22 protein-coding genes and 1 pseudogene are annotated in these 21,158 nt (G+C 73.2%); 16 read left to right on the plus strand and 7 right to left on the minus strand.

Translation table 11 applies throughout. The features are described from left to right. A partial coding sequence (locus QSK03_RS31805) for a hypothetical protein (RefSeq protein WP_285659713.1) occupies positions 1 to 226 on the minus strand: 226 nt, incomplete at its 3' end. A 527-nt stretch (positions 227 to 753) separates the two neighbouring features. Then, positions 754 to 1,053 (minus strand): YciI family protein, encoded by a 300-nt coding sequence (locus tag QSK03_RS31810; RefSeq protein WP_285659714.1) that lies wholly within the window; start codon positions 1,051 to 1,053, stop codon positions 754 to 756. A 274-nt stretch (positions 1,054 to 1,327) separates the two neighbouring features. Here QSK03_RS31810 and QSK03_RS33340 point away from each other — a divergent pair. From QSK03_RS33340 to QSK03_RS31820, 3 genes and pseudogenes are all read left to right on the plus strand, one after another. Continuing rightward, positions 1,328 to 1,564: pseudogene (locus QSK03_RS33340) on the plus strand (AAA family ATPase); the annotation flags it as partial. A gap of 56 nt (positions 1,565 to 1,620) precedes the next feature. Then, entirely contained in the window at positions 1,621 to 2,007 is a 387-nt protein-coding gene (locus QSK03_RS33345; RefSeq protein ID WP_352232084.1) for a nuclear transport factor 2 family protein, read from the plus strand. A 108-nt stretch (positions 2,008 to 2,115) separates the two neighbouring features. After that, a complete protein-coding gene (locus QSK03_RS31820) occupies positions 2,116 to 2,916 on the plus strand; it encodes a hypothetical protein (RefSeq protein ID WP_285659716.1) in 801 nt (266 codons plus the stop codon). Positions 2,917 to 3,182: 266 nt separating this feature from the next. Here the strand turns inward: QSK03_RS31820 and QSK03_RS31825 are convergent, their stop codons facing one another. Further along, a complete protein-coding gene (locus tag QSK03_RS31825; protein WP_285659717.1) occupies positions 3,183 to 4,766 on the minus strand; it encodes an FAD-dependent monooxygenase in 1,584 nt (527 codons plus the stop codon). A gap of 118 nt (positions 4,767 to 4,884) precedes the next feature. On the opposite strand from QSK03_RS31825, the gene QSK03_RS31830 reads away from it, so the two are divergent. From QSK03_RS31830 to QSK03_RS31840, 3 genes are all read left to right on the plus strand, one after another. After that, a complete protein-coding gene (locus tag QSK03_RS31830) occupies positions 4,885 to 7,764 on the plus strand; it encodes an AfsR/SARP family transcriptional regulator (RefSeq protein ID WP_285659718.1) in 2,880 nt (959 codons plus the stop codon). Positions 7,765 to 7,901: 137 nt separating this feature from the next. Further along, the gene (locus QSK03_RS31835; protein WP_285659719.1) at positions 7,902 to 8,339 is read left to right on the plus strand and encodes a tautomerase family protein; all 438 of its coding nucleotides are present in this window, start codon (positions 7,902 to 7,904) and stop codon (positions 8,337 to 8,339) included. Positions 8,340 to 8,353: 14 nt separating this feature from the next. Beyond that, positions 8,354 to 9,088, plus strand: coding sequence for an aspartate/glutamate racemase family protein (locus tag QSK03_RS31840; protein WP_285659720.1), 735 nt, complete (start codon positions 8,354 to 8,356; stop codon positions 9,086 to 9,088). Here the strand turns inward: QSK03_RS31840 and QSK03_RS31845 are convergent. Next, a complete protein-coding gene (locus QSK03_RS31845; protein ID WP_285659721.1) occupies positions 9,085 to 9,474 on the minus strand; it encodes a DUF5997 family protein in 390 nt (129 codons plus the stop codon). The genes QSK03_RS31840 and QSK03_RS31845 overlap by 4 nt on opposite strands. Before the next feature lie 42 nt (positions 9,475 to 9,516). Between QSK03_RS31845 and QSK03_RS31850 the strand changes: the two genes are divergently transcribed. Further along, on the plus strand, positions 9,517 to 10,209 hold the full coding sequence (locus QSK03_RS31850) for a LysR family substrate-binding domain-containing protein (RefSeq protein ID WP_285659722.1): 693 nt from the start codon (positions 9,517 to 9,519) through the stop codon (positions 10,207 to 10,209). 17 nt (positions 10,210 to 10,226) lie between these two features. Here the strand turns inward: QSK03_RS31850 and QSK03_RS31855 are convergent, their stop codons facing one another. Together QSK03_RS31855 and QSK03_RS31860 are read right to left on the minus strand one after the other, a co-directional pair. Then, complete coding sequence (locus QSK03_RS31855; RefSeq protein WP_285659744.1) at positions 10,227 to 11,639, minus strand: cytochrome P450; 1,413 nt, start codon at positions 11,637 to 11,639, stop codon at positions 10,227 to 10,229. 5 nt (positions 11,640 to 11,644) lie between these two features. Then, positions 11,645 to 12,283: a TetR/AcrR family transcriptional regulator gene (locus QSK03_RS31860; RefSeq protein WP_285659723.1), complete on the minus strand. Its 639-nt coding sequence runs from the start codon at positions 12,281 to 12,283 to the stop codon at positions 11,645 to 11,647. 118 nt (positions 12,284 to 12,401) lie between these two features. Between QSK03_RS31860 and QSK03_RS31865 the strand changes: the two genes are divergently transcribed. The 6 genes from QSK03_RS31865 to QSK03_RS31890 all read left to right on the plus strand — a co-directional run bounded on the left by QSK03_RS31865 (position 12,402) and on the right by QSK03_RS31890 (position 19,049). After that, entirely contained in the window at positions 12,402 to 14,069 is a 1,668-nt protein-coding gene (locus QSK03_RS31865) for an AMP-binding protein (RefSeq protein ID WP_285659724.1), read from the plus strand. A gap of 35 nt (positions 14,070 to 14,104) precedes the next feature. Next, positions 14,105 to 15,271, plus strand: a complete 1,167-nt coding sequence (locus QSK03_RS31870; protein ID WP_285659725.1) for an acyl-CoA dehydrogenase family protein — start codon at positions 14,105 to 14,107, stop codon at positions 15,269 to 15,271. Continuing rightward, positions 15,268 to 15,693, plus strand: a complete 426-nt coding sequence (locus tag QSK03_RS31875) for a hypothetical protein (RefSeq protein WP_285659726.1) — start codon at positions 15,268 to 15,270, stop codon at positions 15,691 to 15,693. Before QSK03_RS31870 ends, QSK03_RS31875 begins: the two co-directional genes overlap by 4 nt. Next, positions 15,690 to 16,097 carry a MaoC family dehydratase gene (locus tag QSK03_RS31880; protein WP_285659727.1) on the plus strand — a complete coding sequence of 136 codons (408 nt, stop codon included), beginning with the start codon at positions 15,690 to 15,692 and terminating at the stop codon, positions 16,095 to 16,097. The genes QSK03_RS31875 and QSK03_RS31880 overlap by 4 nt, the downstream gene beginning before the upstream one ends. Positions 16,098 to 16,110: 13 nt before the next feature. Beyond that, positions 16,111 to 16,749: a TetR/AcrR family transcriptional regulator gene (locus QSK03_RS31885; RefSeq protein WP_285659728.1), complete on the plus strand. Its 639-nt coding sequence runs from the start codon at positions 16,111 to 16,113 to the stop codon at positions 16,747 to 16,749. Positions 16,750 to 16,895: 146 nt separating this feature from the next. After that, positions 16,896 to 19,049 (plus strand): malate synthase G, encoded by a 2,154-nt coding sequence (locus QSK03_RS31890; protein WP_285659746.1) that lies wholly within the window; start codon positions 16,896 to 16,898, stop codon positions 19,047 to 19,049. A gap of 10 nt (positions 19,050 to 19,059) precedes the next feature. Here QSK03_RS31890 and QSK03_RS31895 read toward each other — a convergent pair whose 3' ends face one another. Then, the gene (locus QSK03_RS31895) at positions 19,060 to 19,575 is read right to left on the minus strand and encodes a cupin domain-containing protein (protein ID WP_285659729.1); all 516 of its coding nucleotides are present in this window, start codon (positions 19,573 to 19,575) and stop codon (positions 19,060 to 19,062) included. A 147-nt stretch (positions 19,576 to 19,722) separates the two neighbouring features. On the opposite strand from QSK03_RS31895, the gene QSK03_RS31900 reads away from it, so the two are divergent. The 3 genes from QSK03_RS31900 to QSK03_RS31910 all read left to right on the plus strand — a co-directional run bounded on the left by QSK03_RS31900 (position 19,723) and on the right by QSK03_RS31910 (position 21,147). Then, positions 19,723 to 20,592: a helix-turn-helix domain-containing protein gene (locus tag QSK03_RS31900; protein ID WP_285659730.1), complete on the plus strand. Its 870-nt coding sequence runs from the start codon at positions 19,723 to 19,725 to the stop codon at positions 20,590 to 20,592. A gap of 61 nt (positions 20,593 to 20,653) precedes the next feature. Continuing rightward, complete coding sequence (locus tag QSK03_RS31905; RefSeq protein ID WP_285659731.1) at positions 20,654 to 20,887, plus strand: hypothetical protein; 234 nt, start codon at positions 20,654 to 20,656, stop codon at positions 20,885 to 20,887. Continuing rightward, positions 20,884 to 21,147: a hypothetical protein gene (locus tag QSK03_RS31910; protein ID WP_285659732.1), complete on the plus strand. Its 264-nt coding sequence runs from the start codon at positions 20,884 to 20,886 to the stop codon at positions 21,145 to 21,147. The genes QSK03_RS31905 and QSK03_RS31910 overlap by 4 nt, the downstream gene beginning before the upstream one ends. Positions 21,148 to 21,158: the final 11 nt, after the last annotated feature.

The following is a 21,158-nucleotide window of genomic DNA, read 5'->3' on the forward strand; positions in this document are numbered from 1 at the left end:
CGTCAAACGAACACAGATCGGCGACAAACTCACCAAACGAGCCCACCACCGCCAAGTCCGCCACCCCGACGCACCCAAGATCCTCATCGAGCCCCCAGCCGCTTAAGTCAGCGGCATTGGTGTCGATGTACCAGGGCGGGGTGAACCAGGGCCGGCCCTCGATCATCTCGATGGTCCAGTGGCCGTGGTGGACCAGTTGGTGGTGGTAGCGACACAGCAGGCACATGTTGTCCAGCGCCGTCGGGCCGTCGGGGAACCATTCCCGGATGTGGTGGCACCCCCGACAACGCGGTCGCAGTTCGCTGAGATCACCTCAGCAACGTCCGCGACCGGCACGGTCGGCATCCCGAACATCGAGTTGATCATGTCGAACGTGCTGCTCGCCGCCGACCACCGTGATCAGCGACCGACCCCGGAGATCACGAGCACCTCATGCACCTGCGCCGGCCCGCCCACGTGGATGACGCGCTCGTGATCTCCACGCGCGCCCCGGCCGGCGCGCCACCAGTCGGCCGACGCCCCACCTCCCTATTGGGACGACATCCAGCAGGAGTTCGGCCAGGACACCCTCGACACGTTCATGCAGTTCGCCCCGTCCATGAGCCTCGTCGGGATCACCGAGAAGATCACCGCGCCGTTCCTGGTCACCCACGGCGCGACAACATGCCCCGCCGCCACCGGCGACATCGCCGACTGGATCCACGCCATGCTCTGGGCGGCACCGCGCTCGTCGATCTGCCGCGCGACGTGGCCCTACGCGGGCCGGACGAACCCGGCGAGCATGGTGCCGATCAGGAATCGGGCGGTCCCCGTGGTGACGACGGGGTCGGTCGCGGCGAACTCCCGCAACTCCGTCTCGTCCACTCCCTCGACCACGCCGAGCCCGAACGAGCCGGTCTCGTCGAGCACGGGCCCGAAGACGACCATGCGGCCCGCGTCGATGTAGGGCTGCCAGTGCGCCGCGTGGCGGCCCATGATCTCGCGCTCCTCGTCGCTCATGCTGAGCGCGAAGTCCGGGCGAGCGGCCTGGAGTCTCAGCACGAACGTCGTCATGGGCGCAGCTCCGATCCCGGACGTCGGCCAGCCGCCGTGCCGGCCGTCGCCCCGATCGTGACAGACCTCGGACGACGACCGCGGAGGCGAGAGAGGGGTGTTCGAGGGCGTGACGGTGACATGGCGCGCCGTCGACCAGCGTCCCGGCGCGGTGGGGGCTGTCGGGGCGAGCCTCGATGACGGACGATCCCCTTGCTACGTCGGGCTCACGGCACCGGACGCCGGGAGCGGGTCCGCGGAGGTGTGCGTGGGCCTGGTCAGCCGCATCCCGTTCGTGGGTCGTGTCGGGCCGTGGCGGATCGCCACGGCGAGGCTGGAGGCGACGGCTGCGGGCCGCGGGGGTCTGCTCCTCGTCGGCGGGGAGGCCGGCCTCGGGAAGACGACACTCGGCGCCGAGCTCGGACGGACGGCATCCGAACGCGGATTCCGGGTCGCGGTCGGCGGCGCCCGCCACGGAGACGACGCGCCCTTCGCACCGTTCGTCGAGATGATCGAGCAGCTGTACCACTCCCTGCCGGTCGCCGAGTTCGTCGACGTGCTCGGTCCCGGCGCCGGCGACATCCAGAGATCGTCGCCGCCGGATACCAGGCCTTCGCCGACCAGGACATGCCCACACTTCTCGCGCTGTTCGATCCGGATATCGAGTGGTACATCCCCGACGAGCTCCCCGAGGGCGGCACCTATCGCGGACCGGACGGGGTGCTGCAGTTCTTCGGGACGTTGCAGGAGACGTACACCGAGTTCCGGGTCGAACCCGAGCAGTTCTCCGCCGACGAGAGCGACCGGGTCCTCGTCGAAGGGCACCACCGAGGCCGGCTCGGCGACCAGACCTTCGACGTCGCCTTCATCCAGCTCTGGACACTGCGCAACGGCCTCGCCGTCGCCTTCCGCGAATTCTGCGATTCCGACAAACTGCTCGTCCTTTTCCAGCACCAGTCGGCTGTTCACCACTAGTCCGGACCGGCGCGCGAGCACCGCGGCGTTCGGTGACGGCGGGTCGGCCGTCCCGCCACCGACCGGGCCGCTGGCGCCCCGACGGTGGACAGGCCACCCTTCGCGTCTGTGACGACCCCGCCGGCACCGTGCGTGCCGAACCCGTCCGGGTTGAGCGCGCTGCGTGACGCCGCCGGGTTCTACTCGCAGTTGTCCGGGGTGCTGGCGGGGTTCGCGTTCGCGGGGCTCGTCGCCCTGATCGCGGCGCGGATCGGCGCCCGGAGCTCGTACGGCGATCTCGCCGTCGCCTACCGACCCACGGTCAGCGCGTTCGTCTGCCTCGTCGCCGCCAGCATGAGCTTCGCGCTCGCGGCCGGCGACCCCACCAGCCTCGGACGCGCGTCCTCCCTGGAGACGGCGGCCGGGCTCGGTTTCGCCGCGGCCGTGCTCACCCTGCTGTACTCGCTGCTCGTCCTGCTGCACGCCGTGGAGCGCGACGTCCCCGACGAGACCGGTCAGACCCGCAGCGCCTTCTCGTTGCTGCAACGGGCCTTCGTGATCCTGGTCTGCCCGCTGACGGTCCTGGTGTTCTCGGCCGGCATGCACGACCACATCCGGCTGCGCACGGGCACGACGACCGGGTTGCAGGGCCTCGACGTGGCCAGCCTCGCTGCCGTCGGTGCCGTCCTGGTGGTCGGCCTCCTGGCCCGCCGGTTCGCGACGCGGATGCGCGAGCGTCGTCCGGCGGCCCCGGACCGGCTGCCCGCGCTGGCCATGGCCATGGCCCTGGTCGCGGTCGGGGTTTCGACCGTCGTCGTCATCGCCGCCGACCCGTGCCGCCCGAGCCCGGACCTCCTGCCCGCGACCGAGCTCGCCCTCGTGGCGATCTTCGCCGCCGCCGCGGCCGTGACCGCCGCACGACTGGACTGATCTCCGGCACCGGATCGTGCTCGTGCCGGCCGGGGCGAATGCTTCCTCCTCGATCGAGCCGCGGCTCCGCCGATGCATGTGGAGCGGGCAACCCGGGGGGACGACGTGAGCACCGACGACGGCACCGCCAGGAGGCCCGTCGACCCGAGGCCGGACCCCGGCTTCCAGCTCGGCGTCGCCCGCCCGCCGGCCCCTGCGGCAGGTGTGGCTGCGGGACGCCGCACGGTTTCTGCCCACCACCGACAAGCCGGCCGATCGATGTTCGGTCAGACCATTTCGCGACGGGCGTCCAGACCGTGGATGCGCCTGTGCTCGTGCAGTGGCCGGGGATCCAGGGCACGGGAGACGCACGCCAGATACCCGTCGGGCCGGACGAGGGCGAACCCGTGGTCACCGAGCCCGTAGCGCCGGCCGACGTCACCGGCCGGATCGATCAGCGCCTCGCTCGGGGCCGGCGACGACGACACGACGGGCACGACCGTTCCCAGCGCACCGAGGACGTCGCGGAGGCGCTCGAGATCGGTCTCGCCGGCGCCGACGACCAGCAGGAGGTGGCCGGGTCGGCGCAGCAGGACGTCGAGGTGGGTCGGCTCGCCGGTGGCGGTCCGCAGGTCGGTGACGTCCGGTGCGTGATCACCGACGACGGCGTGCGACGTCGTGCGTTCGCCCTCGGCGCGGTAGCTGACGGCCGTCTCGGTCATGGTGGCCATCAGGCGGTCGCCCACGGCGGGCAGGTGGCCGAGCAGGTGCAGGCCCAGATCGCGCAGGAGGGCGCCGGGCCCGTCCGCGGCGAGCAGGCCGTTCAGCCTGCTGGTGCCGGCGACGACGGCGGCGCCGACGGGGTGGCGTTCGCCGTCGTAGGTGTCGAGCAGGCTCGCGTCCGCCCGGCCGGAGCTGACCAGGGCGAGCTTCCAGGCCAGGTTGACCGCGTCCTGGATGCCGGTGTTCATGCCCTGCCCGGCGGCCGGCGGGTGGATGTGGGCCGCGTCGCCGGCCAGGAGCACCCGCCCGTGGCGGTAGCGCGGGACCTGGGCGTGACGGCTCTCGAAGTAGGTGAGCCAGTGGGCGGTGCCCAGCCGCCAGTGCCCGCCCATCTGCTCGTCGACCAGGCGCTGGACCTGCTCGACCGTCGGTGAGGTCCCGGGGTCGGGCGTCCCGACCCGCACGGCGATCTTGGCGCGGCGGCCGGCGAGCGGGAACACGCCCCCGCCGCCGCGGGGATCGACGAACAGGCGCAGCGCCGTCGGGGGGAGCTCGGTGTCGACGTCGACGTCGGCGAGCACGGAGTGCTCCCCCGCGAACTCGCCCTCGAGATGGGTGCCTACGGCTCGGCGGACGGCGCTGTGCGCGCCGTCGGCGCCGACGACCCAGCCGTAGCGGCGGTGCTCGGTACCGCCCGGGCCGGCGAGGGTGACCGTCACGCCGCCGCCGTCCGGTACCAGGTCGTCGACCCGCCACCCGTACTCGATGGCGACCCCGTGCCCGGTGACGACCTCCCGCAACACCGACTCGGTGTCGACCTGCGGGACGTCGAGGATGCGCCGGAAGCGGGAGTCCACGTGGCCGGTCGTCAGCCGCACGGCGGGCTCCGCCGTCCCGCGCACGTGGAACTCCACCGCGGTGATCTCCTGGGCGTGCGCCTCGATCCGATCGAGCACGCCCATCGCCGCGAGGTGCTCCTGCGTCCGCGGGTGCACCGTGATGGCGCGGAACTCCCCCGACGGACCGGTGAGGGCGTCGACGAGCCGGACCCGCGCGCCCTGACGGGCGAGCTCGGCGGCGGCGGTCAGGCCCACCGGGCCGGCCCCGACGACGAGGACGGTGTCCGGCTCCTCCGAGACGAGTTCCATGGCGCTCTCCGGATCTGCGTGGGGCGGCCCGTGTCCGGCCGCGGCCCGGGGACCGTCGCGCGGCGACGTCCATCGCCGGTCCAAGCCCGCTCCAACCCCGGTGCGGCACGATGGGGTGATGGGGGCGGGCGGGTCGGTGCGTTTCCTCGACCTCGGCGAGCTGATGGTCGAGATCGACGGGCTGGTGCGCACCCCCGGTGGTCGACGCCCGGGCGCCGCCCTCGCCATGCTCCTGATCCACGCCAACCGCCCCGTGTCCGTCGACGCGCTGAGCGACGCGATCTGGGACGACGGCCGGCCGCGCGCCGTCTCGACACTGGAATCGCACCTGTGGCGTCTGCGCCGGGTGCTCGAGCCGGCTCGGGAGGCCGGGGAGCCGTGGTCGCTCCTGGTCACCGAGCCCGGCGGCTACCGGCTCTGTGTCGCCGAGGAGCAGGTGGACTCGATGCGGTTCGCCGCGCTCGTCGAGGAAGCGGGGTCCCTGCTCGGCAGGGGGGAGGCCGGTCGGGCCCTGCAGCGCTGCGAGTCGGCGCGGGCCCTGTGGCGGGGCCGCCCGCTCGCGCCGGTGGCCGACCAGCCGTGGGCGACGCCCACGGTGGCGCGGCTGGAGGAGCTGCGCGCCCAGCTCGCGGAGCGCCACGTCGATGCGCTGCTCGACCAGGAACAGCCCGAGCAGGCGTTGCTCGAGCTCGAGTCGGCGCTCGGGGAGCATCCCCTGCGCGAGCGCCTGTGGGCGCGGCGCATGCTCGCGGCGTACCGCGCCGGCCGTGTCGACGACGCCCTCGCCACCTTCCACCGGGCTCGTTCGCTGCTCATCGCCGAGCTCGGCACCGAGCCCACCGACGAGCTCCGCGACCTGCACCGCCGCGTGCTGGCGGACGACCCGTCGCTGCGAGCGACGCCGGCGGCACCCCCGGACCCCCGCGCGCCGGAGCCCGATCTGCCCCGGTGGTCGAGCCGGCTGGTCGGGCGGGACCGGGAGCTCGAGCGGCTGACGTCGCTCGTCGGCCGATCACCGCTGGTCACTGTCCACGGGCCGGCCGGGGTGGGCAAGACGCGGCTGGCGGTCGAGGCCGCCCACCAGGTCGCCGACACCTACGCCGACGGCGTCTGGTTCGTCGACCTCACCGCCGCCCGCGACGGCGACCAGGTCCTCGACGCGATCAGCACGGGACTCTCGCTCGCCGCGCCGGCGACCGGCTCGCCGCGCGACGCCGTGCTGGCCTTCCTGCGGGACCGGCACGGGCTGCTGCTGCTCGACGACTGTGAGCACGTCCTGAGCGAGGTGGCCTCGCTCGTCGAGCCCCTGTGCCGTGCCGCGCCGAATCTCGGGCTGATCGTCACCAGCCGCGAGCGGCTCGACCTCCCGGGCGAGACCCTCGTCGAGCTGCCACCCCTGGCCGTCACCGACGACGACCAGGCCGAGAGCCCCGCACTCGACCTGTTCCTCGACCGCTGGGAGGCGGCGACCGGGCCCACCGACCCGGATGATCTGGAGGACGCCCGCCGGGTCTGTCGTGCCGTGGAGGGCGTTCCCCTCGCCCTCGAGCTCGCCGCCGCACGCGCCGGGACGTTCACCCTCGCCGAGATCGCCGACCAGACCGAACAGGACCCGGGCACACTCTCCGCCCTCGGGCGTCGCCGACGCGGGGCCCAGCCGACGGTGTACGCCACGGTCGAACGCACCCACCGGTTGCTCGACGACGACGCGCGGCTCCTGCACCGGCGCCTCGCGGTGCTGCCGGGACCGTTCACGGCCGCCGCGGCGGCCGCGGTCGCCGGGACGACGCCCGTCGTCGCCGCGGACCTGCTGGCCGACCTGGCCCACCGGTCGATGGTCGTCGCCCGCGGCCCGGCCGGGGCGGGGCGCCCGTCGAGGTTCTCGCAACTGACCATCGTGCGGGCCCACGCCGCCCGGGCCCTGCACGACGCGGACGAGACCGCGGCCGCCCAGGACCGGCGCGACGCCTGGATCGAGCACCTCGTCGCCGCGGGCCCGCGCCTGGGGACACCCGAGGACCTCGCGCGCTCGCGGGCACTCGCCGACGACGCCGCGGCGTTGCGCAGCACGCTGCAGCACACGCTGATCGAGGACCCGTCAGCGCGCGGTGCCCGGATCATGGCGGACCTCGGGGCGCTGTTCTGGTTCCAGCACGACGCGACGCTCGAGGGCACGCGGTGGATCGAGATCGCCCACGCCCTGTGCGCCACCGGCCCCGGTGACGTCCCGGCCGTCGCCGCGCTCCGGGTGGCCATCAGCGCCGCGACGGCGCAGGCGTTCGCACGACGTCTCGACCTCGCCGCGCCGATCTGCGATCAGGCGCTGGAGGACCTCGCGGGCGCCCGGCTCGACGGCGAGCAGGAGCTGCTGACCGGTGACGCCCTCGTCGTCCTGTCGACCTCCCTCGGGTTCTCCGGGGCACCGGAGCGGGCGGCGACCGTCCTCGGTGCCGCGACGGACATCGTGGCGCGTACCGCGGATCCGACACTCACGCTGGTCCACCGGGTCCGCACCCGCATGGCCGACCTGGGCCGTGGCGACCCTGACGACGTCGTCGCCGCCCTCGGGGACTCCTACCGCGAGGCATCGAGGGTCGACAACTGGTTCGGCGCCTGGATCGCGAGCGCGATCGCGCAGATGGCCGCCCTCGCCACCGGGGACGCGACCACGGCGCTGGACTGGTCGGACGCCTGCCTGGCCGTCGTCGACCGCACGGGCCGGCAGCAGGCCCCGCTCCAGCTCGAGCTCCGGGCCAACACCCTCGCCCTGCTGGGCCGCCACGACGAGGCGCTGCGCGTCTACGGCGCCGCGCGGGCCCAGATCGACCGTGCCGGCCTGCCCTGGCCCACCGCGGTCGGCACCGACGCGCTGCTCGAGCGGACCCGCGCCGCGGTCCCGTCGGACACCGCGGACCGGATCGCCCGCGGCGCCGCGCGGCTGACCGTCACCGACCTGCGGACGCCCGTGGTCCCCGACGGCCGGCCGGCCGACCGGTAGGGGTCGCCCGGGTCGTCGGCTCGGTCGTTGGCTCGGTCTTGGAGCCCGAGCTGGCGCGCCGTTGGAGGCGCCCCCGACATCGTTCTCCCCGTCGCGGACCCCACTCCGAGGGGCCGCTCTCGAGGGAAGGACCTCCGATGCCCGTCTACCAGATCGTGACCAGCGGGATCGACCTCACGCAGGAGCAGCGGGACGCGCTCGCCACCCGGTGCACCCGCACCCACCACGAGGTCACCGGCGCGCCCGACCCCTTCGTCCGGATCGTGTTCCAGCCGATGCCGCTGGGCCTGATCTACACGGCCGGCCGTGTCGAGCCGTCGCTGATCCTCAGCGCCGCGTGCCGCGGAGGGCGCTCGGAGCAGACCCGCCACGAGCTGATGCACAAGCTCTACGAGGTCATCCAGGACGTCGTCGACCTCCCGCCCGACCAGGTCGTCGTGGTCGTCACCGACACCCCCAGCAGCTGGATCATCGAGGCCGGGATGGTGCTGCCCGAGCCCGTCCACGACGCCGAGGTGGCGTGGATGAGGAAGCTCAACGAGATGTCCCCCGGCAAGTACGACCAGTACGTCTGACCGAGGAGGACCCCGTGCCCCACACCGGCATCCTGGCCGCCAACCCCGACGGGGCGGCGCAGTGCTTCCTGCGCTACTGCCGCGCCGGCGCCGCGGAGCTGGGCAGCCACACCTACCCCGACGTCAGCCTCGACTACATCGGGTTCGGTCACCACCTGGCCGCCTGGCGGGCCGGCGACCTCGACACGGTCGGCGCGTACCTCGCGCGCAGCGTGGCGCGGCTCGCCGCGGCGGGCGCGGACTTCTTCGTCTGCCCGGACAACACCGTTCACCTCGTGCTCGACGAGCTCGCGCCCGAGCTGCCGCTTCCCGGTGTCCACATCGCGCGGGCCGTCGCCGAGACGGCCCGCGCGGCGGATCACCGACGGGTCGGTGTCCTCGGGACCGCGTTCGTCACCGGGAGCGCTCTGTACGCGACGTGGCTCGGCGCCGAGGGGATCGAGGTCGAGGTGCCCGATCCTCCGGACGCGGAGCGCCTCGACAGGATCATCCTCGGCGAGCTGGTGAACGGCGCCGCGAGTGACGCGTCCCGATCCTGGGGCGTCGAGGTCGTGCGGGGTCTCGCCGAGCGGGGCTGTGACGTGGTCGCCCTCGCCTCCACCGAGCTCCCGCTCCTCCTCGCCCCCGAGGACAGCCCCCTGCCCGTCATCGACTCCACCGCCGTGCTCGCCGACCGGGCACTCGACGTGGCCCTGTCCCGCACACCGCTGCCCACGTGGCGCGGGGGTCGGCACCGGACAGCCCCCTAGCGAGTGGTCCCGCCGCTGGACCGCTCGGCGCGCAGGCGGGCCTCCTCGCGCTGCACTTCCGCGCGGAGGTCGCGCTCGCGGCGCAGCCACTCCGGCTGCTCCTCCTTCAGCGCCGCGATCTGGGCGGTGGTCAGCGGCTCGGTGATCTCGGCCCGGGCCAGCCCGGAGATCGACACTCCGAGCCGGTCCGCGACCACGGGGCGCGGGTGCGGGCCGTCGCGCCGCAGCTCGCGCAGCCACGCGGGCGGGTCGGCCTGCAGGGCGTCGAGCTCGTCGCGGGACACCACGCCGTCGCGGAACTCGGCGGGCGTCGCGTCGAGGTGGACGCCCAGCTTCTTCGCCGCCGTCGCGGGCTTCATCGTCTGCGTCGCCCTCTGCCGCGTCATCGGCCCAGGTTATCGAGCCCGGCCGGGCGTTAGCCTGAGCCCGTGGGCGAGCCGGGCGGGACCGCGTCGTTCCGGCTCGGCTACGTCCCCGGCGCCACACCGGGCAGGTGGGCGCGGATCTGGGCCGAGCGCCGTCCCGACGTCCCCCTCGAGCTCGTCGGCGCGACCACCGACGAGGTGGTGGACCGGATCCGGGCCGGTGCCCTGGACGCCGGCGTGGTGCGCCTGCCGATCGACCGGGCCGGTCTGCACGCGATCCCGCTCTACACCGAGACCACCGTGGCCGTCGTGCCGAAGGAGCACGTGCTCACCGTGGTCGACGAGGCGGGGCTCGACGACCTGGCCGACGAGATCGTCCTCCGGCCGCGGGACGACACCCTCCCCTGGCCCGGTGCCCTCCCTGGCCGCGCGGCGGTGTCCGACCCCGCGACGACGGCCGAGGCGATCGAGCTCGTCGCCGCCGGCGTCGGGCTGCTGGTCCTGCCCCTGTCACTGGCACGCCTGCACCATCGCCGGGATCTCACCCACCGGCCGGTGACCGACGCGCCGCAGTCGAGCGTCGTCCTCACCTGGCCGGACGCGGAGAACACCGAGCTGATGGAGGAGTTCATCGGCATCGTCCGCGGGCGCACCCCCAACAGTTCCCGTACCCCTCGTCAGGGCGGCCCGCCACCGGGCTCCCCCGCCCCCGCGAAGAAGGGACCCGCCCGGCGCCGGGCGTCCCGTCGTCGGTGACCGCGGCCGCGAGGTCCTCAGTTCTGCGGGGTGAGCCGTTCCAGGCGCAGCGGCAGGTGGTCGGCCGGCGTCGGACCCGTCGTCAGCCCGACGGGCATCACGTAGCCCTCGGGGACCGACCAGCGGAAGCGCCGCAGCATCGCGTGCATGATCGCCTTGACCTCCATGCCGCCGAAATGCAGGCCGATGCACTTGTGGACGCCACCGCCGAACGGCATCCACGCGAAGCGGTGCGACTTGTCCTCGGCGCGCTCGGGGGCGAAGCGGTCCGGGTCGAACTCGTCGGGGCGGTCCCACCACGGCTCCATGCGCTGCGAGGCGTGGATGCCGAGCGACATCAGCGTGCCGGCGGGGATGTGGAAGCCCTGCAGGTCGGCGTGGCGCACCGTGATGCGGGCGAGCTGACCGACCGGCGCGTACATCCGCAGGGTCTCGCGCATCGCGAGGTCGAGCGAGACCAGGGAGTCGAGCTCGGCTCCCGTCAGGTCGTCGCCGCCGAGGGCCAGCGACTCCTCGCGCAGCTTCTCCTGCCACTCCGGGTTCTTCGCCAGCAGGTAGCACATCATCGACAACGTGATCGTCGACGTGTCGTGGGCAGCCATCAGCAGGAAGATCATGTGGTTGACGACGTCGTCGTCGGAGAACGTCTCGCCCTCGTCGCTGCGCGCGCGGCAGAGCACGCTGAACATGTCACGTCCGTCCCCCGCACGCTTGGCGGGGATCTGGGCGGCGAAGTAGCGCTCGAGGACCCGGCGGGAGTCGAGCCCGCGTTTCCAGGAGCCGCCCGGCACCGGCGCCCGGATCACCGCGACGCCCGCGTGCACGGTGTCGACGAAGGCCCGGTTGACGCGGTCGGCGCGCGGGCCGAGCTCGTCGCCGACGAACACCTCGGTGCCGATGTCGAGGGTCATCTGCTTGATGCGGTCGTAGATGCGGACGCCGTCGCCGGTGGTCCAGTCGTCGAGGCTGTGCCGAATCCGCGGGTTCATCACCGCGAGGTACTCCGCGAGCCGGTCGCGGGTGAACGCCTCCTGCAGGATGCGCCGGTGGGTGCGGTGCTCGTCGAAGTCGAGCAGCATCACGCCGCGGCGGAAGAACGGCCCGATGAAGAAGCCCCAGCCGTCGGCGTTGCCGAAGAACTTGTCCTTGTTGACCAGCACCTGGCCGAGCGCGTCGGGCCCGAGCACCGCCACCATCGGCCGGCCGAACGCGCCGGTCCACGACACCGGGCCATACTTCTCGTAGCGCTGCCGGGCGAAGCCGAGCATGTCGGCCGCGAACTCCAGCGACCGCCCGACCAGCGGGGCGCCGAAGTCGCCCGGGACCGGCGCGAGGCCGCTGCCCGGGGGCGGCGGGGCGAGCGGCCCGGACCGTGCCGGCACCCGGCCGACGGCGTTGGCCACGACCTGCTGGACGTGGTGCTGCAGCATCGAGGTCACGGTTCCTCCGTCGCTCGGTTCTCGGTGCGGTGCTGGTCGGCGGCGGCCTCGACGAGGCGCGCGCAGCGGGTGAGGAGAGCGTCGACGTCCGCGTCCAGGCGGCCGTCGAGCCAGAACCCGACGGCGTCGACGACGCCGCCGGTGAGGACGACGGTGGTGAGCTGCAGGTCCTCGCTGCGCAGCTCGGGGTGCGCCTCGGCGATCAGCCGCGCGAGCAGCGCCGCGAAGGCGGCGATGGTGTCCTGCCGGCGCCCGGCGAGCTGGGGGTGACCGATGGCCTCCCGGTAGAGGCGAGCCACCCGCGCGTCCTCGCCGAGCAACGTCGTCGTCGCGCCGATCGCCGCGCGGGCCCGTGCTTCGAGCCGCCGGTGCGGGACGCCGTCGGCGGCGCGGACGGCGAGGTCGAGCGCGGTGGCGGCGACGCTCTCGAACAGGGCTTCGAGCAGGTCCTCACGACGGGCGAACGACTCGTAGAAGTAGCGCTCGGTGAGTCCCGCGGCGCGGCACACCGCGGTCATCGTGAAGTCGCGGACCCCGCGCTCGCCGACGACGTCGAGCGCCGCGGCGATCAGGCGCGTCCGGCGCTCGGCGACACGCTCCGCCGCGCTCGCGCCCTGGAAGGCCCGGGTGACCACGGCGAGATTCTGACAGGACGCCCTGTCAGAAAGGAAGCCCTTGCTCCCCCGGGTCGGCGGTTGTCCTCAGCGCCCAAACGACCGTATGGTTGTTCGCGCCCCAACGAGGAGGTGTCCGGTGGTCGACACCGTGCCCACGTTGCCGCGACTGTTCGCGCGGACGGTCCGGGCGCACCCGGACCACGACTGCGTCGTCCTCCCCGGGGTGCGCGCGTCCTACCGCGAGGTCGACGAGGCCGCGGTCGACGTCGCCCGGTCGCTCGTCGCCCTCGGCGTACGACCCGGCGACGCCGTCGGCGTGCTGATGCCCAACTGCCTCGACTTCGTCCACGTCATGCTCGGGATCTCGATGACCGGGGCCCTCTTCGTCCCGGTCAACGCCCGGCTGGCGCCCCGGGAGATCGCGCACGTCGTCGTCGACTCGGCGATGCGGGTCCTGGTGACGACCGACGTGGTCGACGAGCACGTCGACTACGTCGCCCGCCTCCACCAGGCCCTGCCCGAGCTGACCGCGGGCGAGCGCGGACGCACCCCGGACCTCGCCGCGGCACCCGGGCTGCGCCACGTGGTCGTGATGGGAGAGCGGTCCGCGTCCGGCCTCGTCGACCGGCGTGGCTTCCTGGCCGCGGGACGCGAGATCGATCCGGACCACGTCCGCGAGACGGCGCGCGCCGTGACCGCCGACGTCGGCTACATCATGATGTACACCTCGGGCACCACGGCCGAGCCCCGCGGCTGCCCGTTGAGCCACGAGTCGGTGATCCGTCTCGGTCGGGCGCTCGGTACGGAGGCGTTCGGGCTCACCGCGGACGACCGGATGTGGAACCCGCTGCCGATGTTCCACGTCAGCGCCCAGGCACCGATGATCGCCGTGTTCGACGCCGGCGCGGCGTGGATCTCGATGACCCACTTCGAGCCCGACCTCGCCCTCGACCTCGTCGAGCGCGAACGCGCGACGCTGCTCTACCCGGCCTATCCGACCCTGACCGCGCCGCTGCTGGGGCATCCGAGCTATGGACCGGACACGTTCCGGCGGGTACGCGCGATGCTGACGGTCGGGCCGCCCGAGCTCCTGCGCTCGTACCAGGAGCAGCTCCCGCACACCGTGCACGTCAGCTGCTACGGCTCCACCGAGACCGGGGGCGTGGCCATCATGGGCCGCCTGGACGACCCCCTCGAGGAGCGGCTCACCTCCGGGAAGCCGTTCGCCGGTGTCGAGGCCCAGGTGCGTGACGTCGTCACCGACGAGGCGGCCCCCGCGGGCGAGACCGGCGTGCTGTACATCCGCGGGTTCAACCTCTTCTCCGGCTACCGCAACGACCCGCGGAAGACCGCGGCGAGCTTCGACCGGGACGGCTGGTTCGGCACCGGGGACCTCGCCAGCATCGATACTGCGGGCAACCTGACGTTCCGCGGCCGGACCAAGGACATGCTCAAGGTCGGCGGCGAGAACGTCGGCGCGCTCGAGGTCGAGTCCTACCTGACCACCCACCCCGACATCCAGCTCGCCGGCGTCGTCGGCATCCCCGACGCGCGCTACGGCGAAGTCCCGGCCGCCTTCGTGGAGCTCCGGCCCGGCGCGTCGCTGACCGCCGAGGACGTCCTCGACTTCTGCCGCCGCGGGCTGGCTCGCTACAAGGTCCCGCGCCACGTCCGGTTCGTCACCGAGTGGCCGATGTCGGCCACCAAGATCCAGAAATTCCGCCTCCGCGACCAGCTCCTCGCCGAGCTCGGTCCGACCGGCGACGGCGGCCCGACCCGCCGCTCCGCCCCCTCGCCGGCCTGACGGCCGGCGACACATCCCCGGGAGAGGACGTCATCGTGGACTTCGAGCTCACCGAGCAGCAGGAGCTCTTCCGCAAGACCGTGCGCGACTGGGTGGACCGGGAGGCGCCCAAGGAATGGGCCCGCGAGCTCGAGGCCGACGAGCACGCGTTCCCGCACGTGCTGTGGGACAAGTTCTCCGCGGCGGGGTTCCACGGGATCGGGCTGCCGGAGGAGTACGGCGGTCAGGGCGGTGACGTCATGACCCAGATGATCCTGGCGCGCGGCCTGTCGCGGTCGCTGGCCGGTCTGACCTGGGTGTGGGGCATCTCGTCGTTCGCGGGCGGCAAGTCGGTCGGCGTGTACGGCACCGACGAGCAGAAGCAGCGCCACCTGCCCGCCATCGCCGAGGGCCGCGAGAAGTGGGCCATCGGGTTCACCGAGCCCGGCGGCGGCACCGACGTGCTGGGCGCGCTGCGCACCCGGGCGACGAAGGTCGACGGCGGCTGGGTGGTCAACGGACAGAAGACGTGGAGCTCGATGGCGCACGTCGCGGACTACATCCTGCTGCTGGCCCGCACCAGCGACTACGCCGAGAAGCGCCACCAGGGCGTCTCCCTGCTGATCCTGCCCACCAGGAGCGAGGGGGTGACGATCCGCGAGATCCCCAAGGTCGGCATGCGCTCACTCGGGTCCTGCGACGTCTACCTCGACGACGTGTTCGTGCCCGACGAGAACCTGCTCGGGGAGCAGGACAAAGCCTGGTACATGCTGCTCCCCACGCTGAACAACGAGCGGATCATGCTGTCGAGCTTTTGCGTCGGCATCATGGATGCGGTCCTCGAGGACGCGGTGCGCTACGCCAAGGAACGGGAAGCCTTCGGCGGCCCGATCGGGCGCTTCCAGGCCGTCCAGCACCACATCGCCAACATCGCCATGTGGCGCGACCAGGCCGAGCTCATGGTCAACCGGGCGGCGTGGCTGCAGTCGCTGGGCCGGCCCTGCCACCAGGAGGCCACCATGGCCAAGGTGGTCGCCTCGGAGCTCGGCGGCCAGGCGGCCGATCTCGGCCTGCAGGTCCTCGGCGGCATGGGCTACTCGGCGGAGACCGACATGCAGCGCTACTGGCGCGACGTGCGGCTGTTCCGCATCGGGCCGATCACCAACGAGATGGCGCGCAACGGCATCGCGGAGGGACTCGGGCTGCCGAGGTCGTTCTCGTGAGCCCGACCGCCGGCGCGGCGATCCCGGGCGGCTCCTGGACCCTCGGGGCGCACGAGAACTGGCTGGGCCACGACGCGCTCTACTCCGAGCCCGCCGCGGAACCCCACCCGGTGATGGCGTTCGTCGCCGCCCAGCGCGGGCTCGGCGTGGGTGTCGAGGAGCTGTTCCGCTCCTGGGGCACCGCGATGAGCGACGGCCCGATGCTCACTGAGTCGACCCTGGAGTTCCCCGGCGAGTTCCGGGCCGGGGTGGAGTACCGGGTGACGGGCACCGTCGAGTCGGTGGTGCGCAAGTCCGGCCGGACCCTGGGCGAGTTCGACCTCCTCACCGCCCGCTTCGAGCTCGGCGACGCCGACGGCGAGCCGGTGGCCGTCGTCCGCAACGTCTACGCCCTCCCGCGGACCGCCGGGGGGCGGGCGTGACCGGCGTCGGCACGGAACTGCCCGCCTGGCGGCTGGACGCAGTCGACGCCGGGAAGATGAAGGTGCTCGCCCTGCTGCTCGCCGACCCCAACCCGCTGCACTTCGACCCGGCGGCGGTCCGGGCGGTCGGGCTCGGCGACCGCCCCGTCAACCAGGGCCCATCCGGCATGGCGATGCTCGCCAACGCGGTGCGGGCGGCCTATCCCGCGGGCCGGCTGCTGCGGCTGCAGGTGACGCTGCGCGGCTCGCTCGCCGCCGGGGACGAGGTCGTCGTGCGCGGGGTCGTCACCGGTCACGAGCTCACCGACGCGGGCGAGACGGTGCGCTGCGAGCTGACCCTGGAGTCCGGCTCCCGCGCGGTCCTGCGCGGGAGCGCCGAGGTGCTGCTCCCCGGGTCCCGATGACGACGTCGACGACGTGGTGAACCGCCGGAGGGAGAAGCGGGAGGAGACCGCCCCGCCCTTCCGGTCCGACGACGGCCGGTGGGAGGAACTGCTCGACACCGCGGCGCGCATCTTCGCGCGCAAGGGCTACCGGTCCGCCACCCTCCAGGACATCGCCGACGAGTTCGGCGTCCTCAAGGGCAGCCTCTACCACTACATCCGTAGCAAGGACGACCTGCTCCACGAGGTCATCCGCGCCGTGCTCGACGTCGGACTCGCCCGGCTCCGCGACCAGGCGGCGGTCGACCTCGACCCCGTCGAGCGCCTCCGCGCGATCATCCGCGCCCACGTGCTCCACCTCGTCGACAACCTGGTCGGCACGACCGTGCTGCTGCACGAGTTCTCGCAGCTGTCGGCGGAGCGACAGGCCACCGTCCCGGTCCGCGAGTACCAGGCCGTCCTCGAGGAGCAGATCGACGCGGCGCGCGCCGATCCCCGCGTCCGGTCCGACCTCGACCCGCACCTGAGCGCTCTCGCCATCCTCGGCGCCACCAACTGGGTCTACCGCTGGTACCGGCCGGGCGGGACGCGCACTCCGGAGCAGATCGCCGACTACTTCGCCACCACGCTGGTCGACGGACTGCTCGAACCCTCGGGAGCGACCCGGGGCTGACGACGCGGCCTCGACGAGGACCACGTTTGGCATCCGCGGGCCGCGGTCAGACTCCCCGCGAGAGCGAGACAGCCGACGGCGACGTCCCGTCGTCGTCGCGGGTCCCGGTGGTCCAGTGGGTGAGGGGCGGTCCGTCAGTGTCCGAGATGTCCGAGCGGTCCGGGCTGAAGGTCGACGAGCACCTGCGGGCGTTCGTCGAGGAGGAGCTGCTCGCGCAGGTCGAGCTCACCGGCGAGCAGTTCTGGTCGACCCTGGCCCGGCTGCAGGAGCGGTTCGCGCCCCCGATCGGGACGGCGCTCGCCGAGCGCGACCGGTTCCAGGACGAGATCGACACCTGGCACTCCGAGCGTGGCGCGGGCTCGCGGGACGACTACGAGAAGCTGCTGACCGACCTCGGCTACCTGGAGCCCGAGCCGTCGACCGTCCCCACGATCGACGTCGACCGGGTCGACCCCGAGATCGCCGAGGTGCCCGGTCCGCAGCTGGTGGTGCCGTCCACGAACGCGCGGTTCTCGCTCAACGCCGCGAACGCCCGCTGGGGCTCGCTGTTCGACGCGTTCTACGGTACCGACGCGCTCCCCCAGGACCACGAGCTGGCAAAGGGGTACGACGAGCGGCGCGGCGCCCAGGTCATCGAGGCCGCCGACGAGCTGCTCGACGGGCTCTTCCCGCTCGAGCGCGGCAGCCACGCCGACGTCACCGCCTACCGCCCATCGAGCGACGGGCTGGCCGCCGACACCGCCGACGGCACGGTCGGGCTGGCTCGTCCGGAGCAGTTCGCCGGGTTCACCACTTCGGACGCCGACGGCCGCGGGAACGTGCTGCTCGTCCGCAACGGCCTGCACGTCGACCTCGTGATCGACCCGTCCACCCAGGTGGGCCGGCAGCACCACGCGGGCGTCAGCGACATCGCGCTCGAGTCGGCGGTGACCACGATCGTCGACCTCGAGGACTCGGTCGCGACGGTCGACGGCGAGGACAAGGCCCTGGCGTACCGCACGTGGCTGGGGCTGATGACCGGCGACCTGGTCGCGGAGTTCTCCAAGGGCGGCGAGACCGTCACCCGGCGGGTCCACCCCGATCGCGAGTACACCGCCGCCGACGGGTCGGCGCTGACGCTGCCGGGTCGCTCGCTGATGCTGGTGCGCACCTGCGGGCACCACATGACCACCAACGCCGTCCTCACCGCCGACGGCGAGGAGGTCAACGAGGGTGTGCTCGACGCGCTCGTGTGCGCCGTCGCCGCCCTCTACGACCTGCGCGGGCTCGGCCCGCACACCAACTCCCGCGCCGGCAGCGTCTACGTCGTCAAGCCCAAGCAGCACGGGCCGGCGGAGGTCGCGCTGACCGTCGAGCTGTTCGCGGCGGTCGAGGAGGCCCTCGGGCTCGACACGAACACGCTCAAGATCGGCATCATGGACGAGGAGAAGCGGACGACGGTGAACCTGTCGGCCTGCGTCGGCGCGGCCGCGCACCGCGTCATCTTCGTCAACACCGGGTTCCTCGACCGGACCGGCGACGAGATCCACACCTGCTTCGCCGCCGGACCGGTGCTGCGCAAGGGCGACATGAAGTCGACGGTCTGGCTGCAGACCTACGAGGACCGCAACGTCGACGTCGCCCTGGCGGCCGGTTTCGAGCACCACGCGCAGGTCGGCAAGGGGATGTGGGCCAAGCCCGCCGCGATGGCCGAGATGCTGGAGCAGAAGATCGGTCACCCGAAGGCGGGCGCGAACACGGCGTGGGTGCCCTCGCCGACCGCCGCCACGCTGCACGCGCTGCACTACCTGCGCGTCGACGTGCACGCCGTCCAGGAGGAGCTCGCGCAGCGGCAGACCGCCGACCGTCGGCACCTGCTCGAGCTCCCGCTCTCCGACCCGGGCACCCTGTCCGACGACGACGTGCGCCGGGAGCTGGAGACCAACGCCCAGTCGATCCTCGGCTACGTGGTGCGCTGGGTGGGGATGGGCATCGGCTGCTCGACGGTGCCCGACCTCGACGGGGTCGGGCTCATGGAGGACCGCGCGACGCTGCGGATCTCCAGCCAGCTCATCGCGAACTGGCTCGAGCACGGCGTCGTCGACGCCGACACCGTGCGGGAGACGTTCGCGCGCATGGCCGCGCTGGTCGACGAGCAGAACGAGGGCCAGGACGGCTACCCGCCGATGGCGCCGGACCTGGAGAACAGCGAGTCGTTCCAGGCTGCGCTCGAGCTGGTGTTCAGCGGCGGGACCGAGCCCAACGGCTACACCGAGCGCCCGCTGACCCAGTGGCGCCGCAAGGCCAAGGCTCGCGCCTGAACCGACACGGTCATCGGCTGCTGTCGGTGAGATGGCGCGGGGGCATCCGGTCACCGGCGGTCAGCGGGGGCCCGAGCACCCGCTGGCCGCACGCCTCGGCGGCCGCGCTCAGCGCTGCCATGTCGACCGCCCAGTCCTCCGGCACCGGCTCCCGCAGGTCCCAGCCCGCGGCCCGGTAGAAGGCCTCCATCCCGCCCGGGGTGCACACGGTCAGGAGGTCCGCGGTCGCGGAGGTGATCAGCATGCTGTGCGGCACCCGCCGCGGGAGGAACGCCGTGTCGCCCGCTCCGAGCTCCCAGTGCTGATCCCCCGCCCAGAAGATGCCCGCGCCGTCGAGCACGAACACCGTCTCGTCCTCGTGATCGTGGACGTGCACGGGCGACGCGGCACCTCCCGTCATCGTCGACCGGAACGCGGCGAGCCGGTCGTCGGTGGCCGCGCCGTCGAGGACGATGTGGTGAACGCTGCCGCCGATCCACGCGATCCGCTGCTGCGCGGCCTCCCGGACCACCCAGGGCATGCTCATGCCGGCTCCCTCCGTCGCTCCCGAGCAGCACACCGTCCGTGCGGTCACCCCGGCAGGGTGCAGCGCACCCCCTCGGGACCACGCCGCGGTGAGCGACCCCGCCGCGAGGTGTGACGGGCCGCCCCCGCGACCGTCTACCGTCGGGGGGTGCGGGAAGAGCAGCGCGGGCGCCGCACCGAGCTCGGGGCGTTCCTGGGCGCACGCCGCCGTCGCGTCGACCCGCGGTCGGTCGAGCTGTCGCCCGACGGACGTGCGCGCCGCGTGCCGGGACTGCGCCGGGAGGAGCTCGCCGAGCTCGCCGACGTCAGCACCGACTACTACACCCGCCTCGAGCAGGGCCGCGAGCGACACCCGTCCCCGCAGGTCCTCGCCTCACTCGCTCGCGCCCTCCGCCTGCACGACGAGGAGATCGGGCACCTGTTCCGGCTCGCCGGCCAGGCGCCGCCACCGGTGGAGCCGCTGCCGGCCGCGCCGGGACCCGATCTCCGCGCCCTACTGCACCCGTCGCTGGTGCGGGTGCCGGTGACGGTGCTCGACCGCGCGCTCGACGTCGTCGACATGAACCCGGCGAGCGTCGGTCTGCACGCGGGGTTCGGCCGGCGCGACAACCTCCTCCGCATGGTGTTCGGCGATCCGGCCGCCCGCTCCTTCTACGGCGACGAGTGGGACCTCACCGCCCGCGCGGCCGTGGCGAGCCTCCGGGAGTCGTCCGCGCGGTTCCCCGGCGACGGACGGATCGCCGAGGTCGCCGCGGAACTGACCGAGCGCAGCGCGTCCTTCGCGGCTCTCTGGTCGTCCCGGGAGATCACGGTGAGCCCGTGCCCCGGCACCCACCGGCTCTGCCACCCCGTGCTCGGTGAGCTCGACCTGCACTGCACGACCCTCGCCAACGTGGCGGTGCCCGGGCAGCACCTGCAGGTGTTCACCCCCGAGCCGGGCAGCCGCACGGCCCGGCGCGTCGAACAGCTCACGCTCCTCCGAGCGGGAGCCGAGGGGCGGGTCGGCTCTGGCCCGTGAGCGTGTGTCCGGGGAAGACTCGATCGACGCCGGCCCTGTTCCGCCCCCCGGGAGCCCTGACGTGACCTCACCGACCCACACCGCGGTCTCGCGTGTCCGGGCCATCGAATGTCACGGCCAGAACGTGTGGGACGTGATGTTCTACTCGTCGGGCGCCCGGTACTGGGTGGCGCACCGCGCCGTCCTCGACATCCTGGCGCTGAGCCTCACGAAGGGCCTCGAGGTGACCGTCGAGATCGCCTCGACGAGCTCGGAGATCCGGAGCGCGCACGCCGCCGCCGGGACCCCGGCGTGACCGGCCGGGTCATCACGACCGACACCGGGCTGGTCAGTTCCGTCGCCCATCGCGACCGCACCTCGTGCGAGGTGACCCTGGTCCCCCGCCCGGCCGTCTACTGGGTGTCCAACCCGGCGGTGCTCGACGTCCTGGTGCTGGGACTCGTCCGGCAGTGGGACGTGACGGTGGAGATCGACATGGTCTCCCTGGAGGTCGTGGGTGCGCGGGTGACGACCGGCCACGACTCGACGACGACGCCCTCGGAGGGCGAACGCTGAGGCTTGCCTCG

The organism is Actinomycetospora sp. NBRC 106375 (genome assembly GCF_030269665.1).
GTDB lineage: Bacteria > Actinomycetota > Actinomycetes > Mycobacteriales > Pseudonocardiaceae > Actinomycetospora.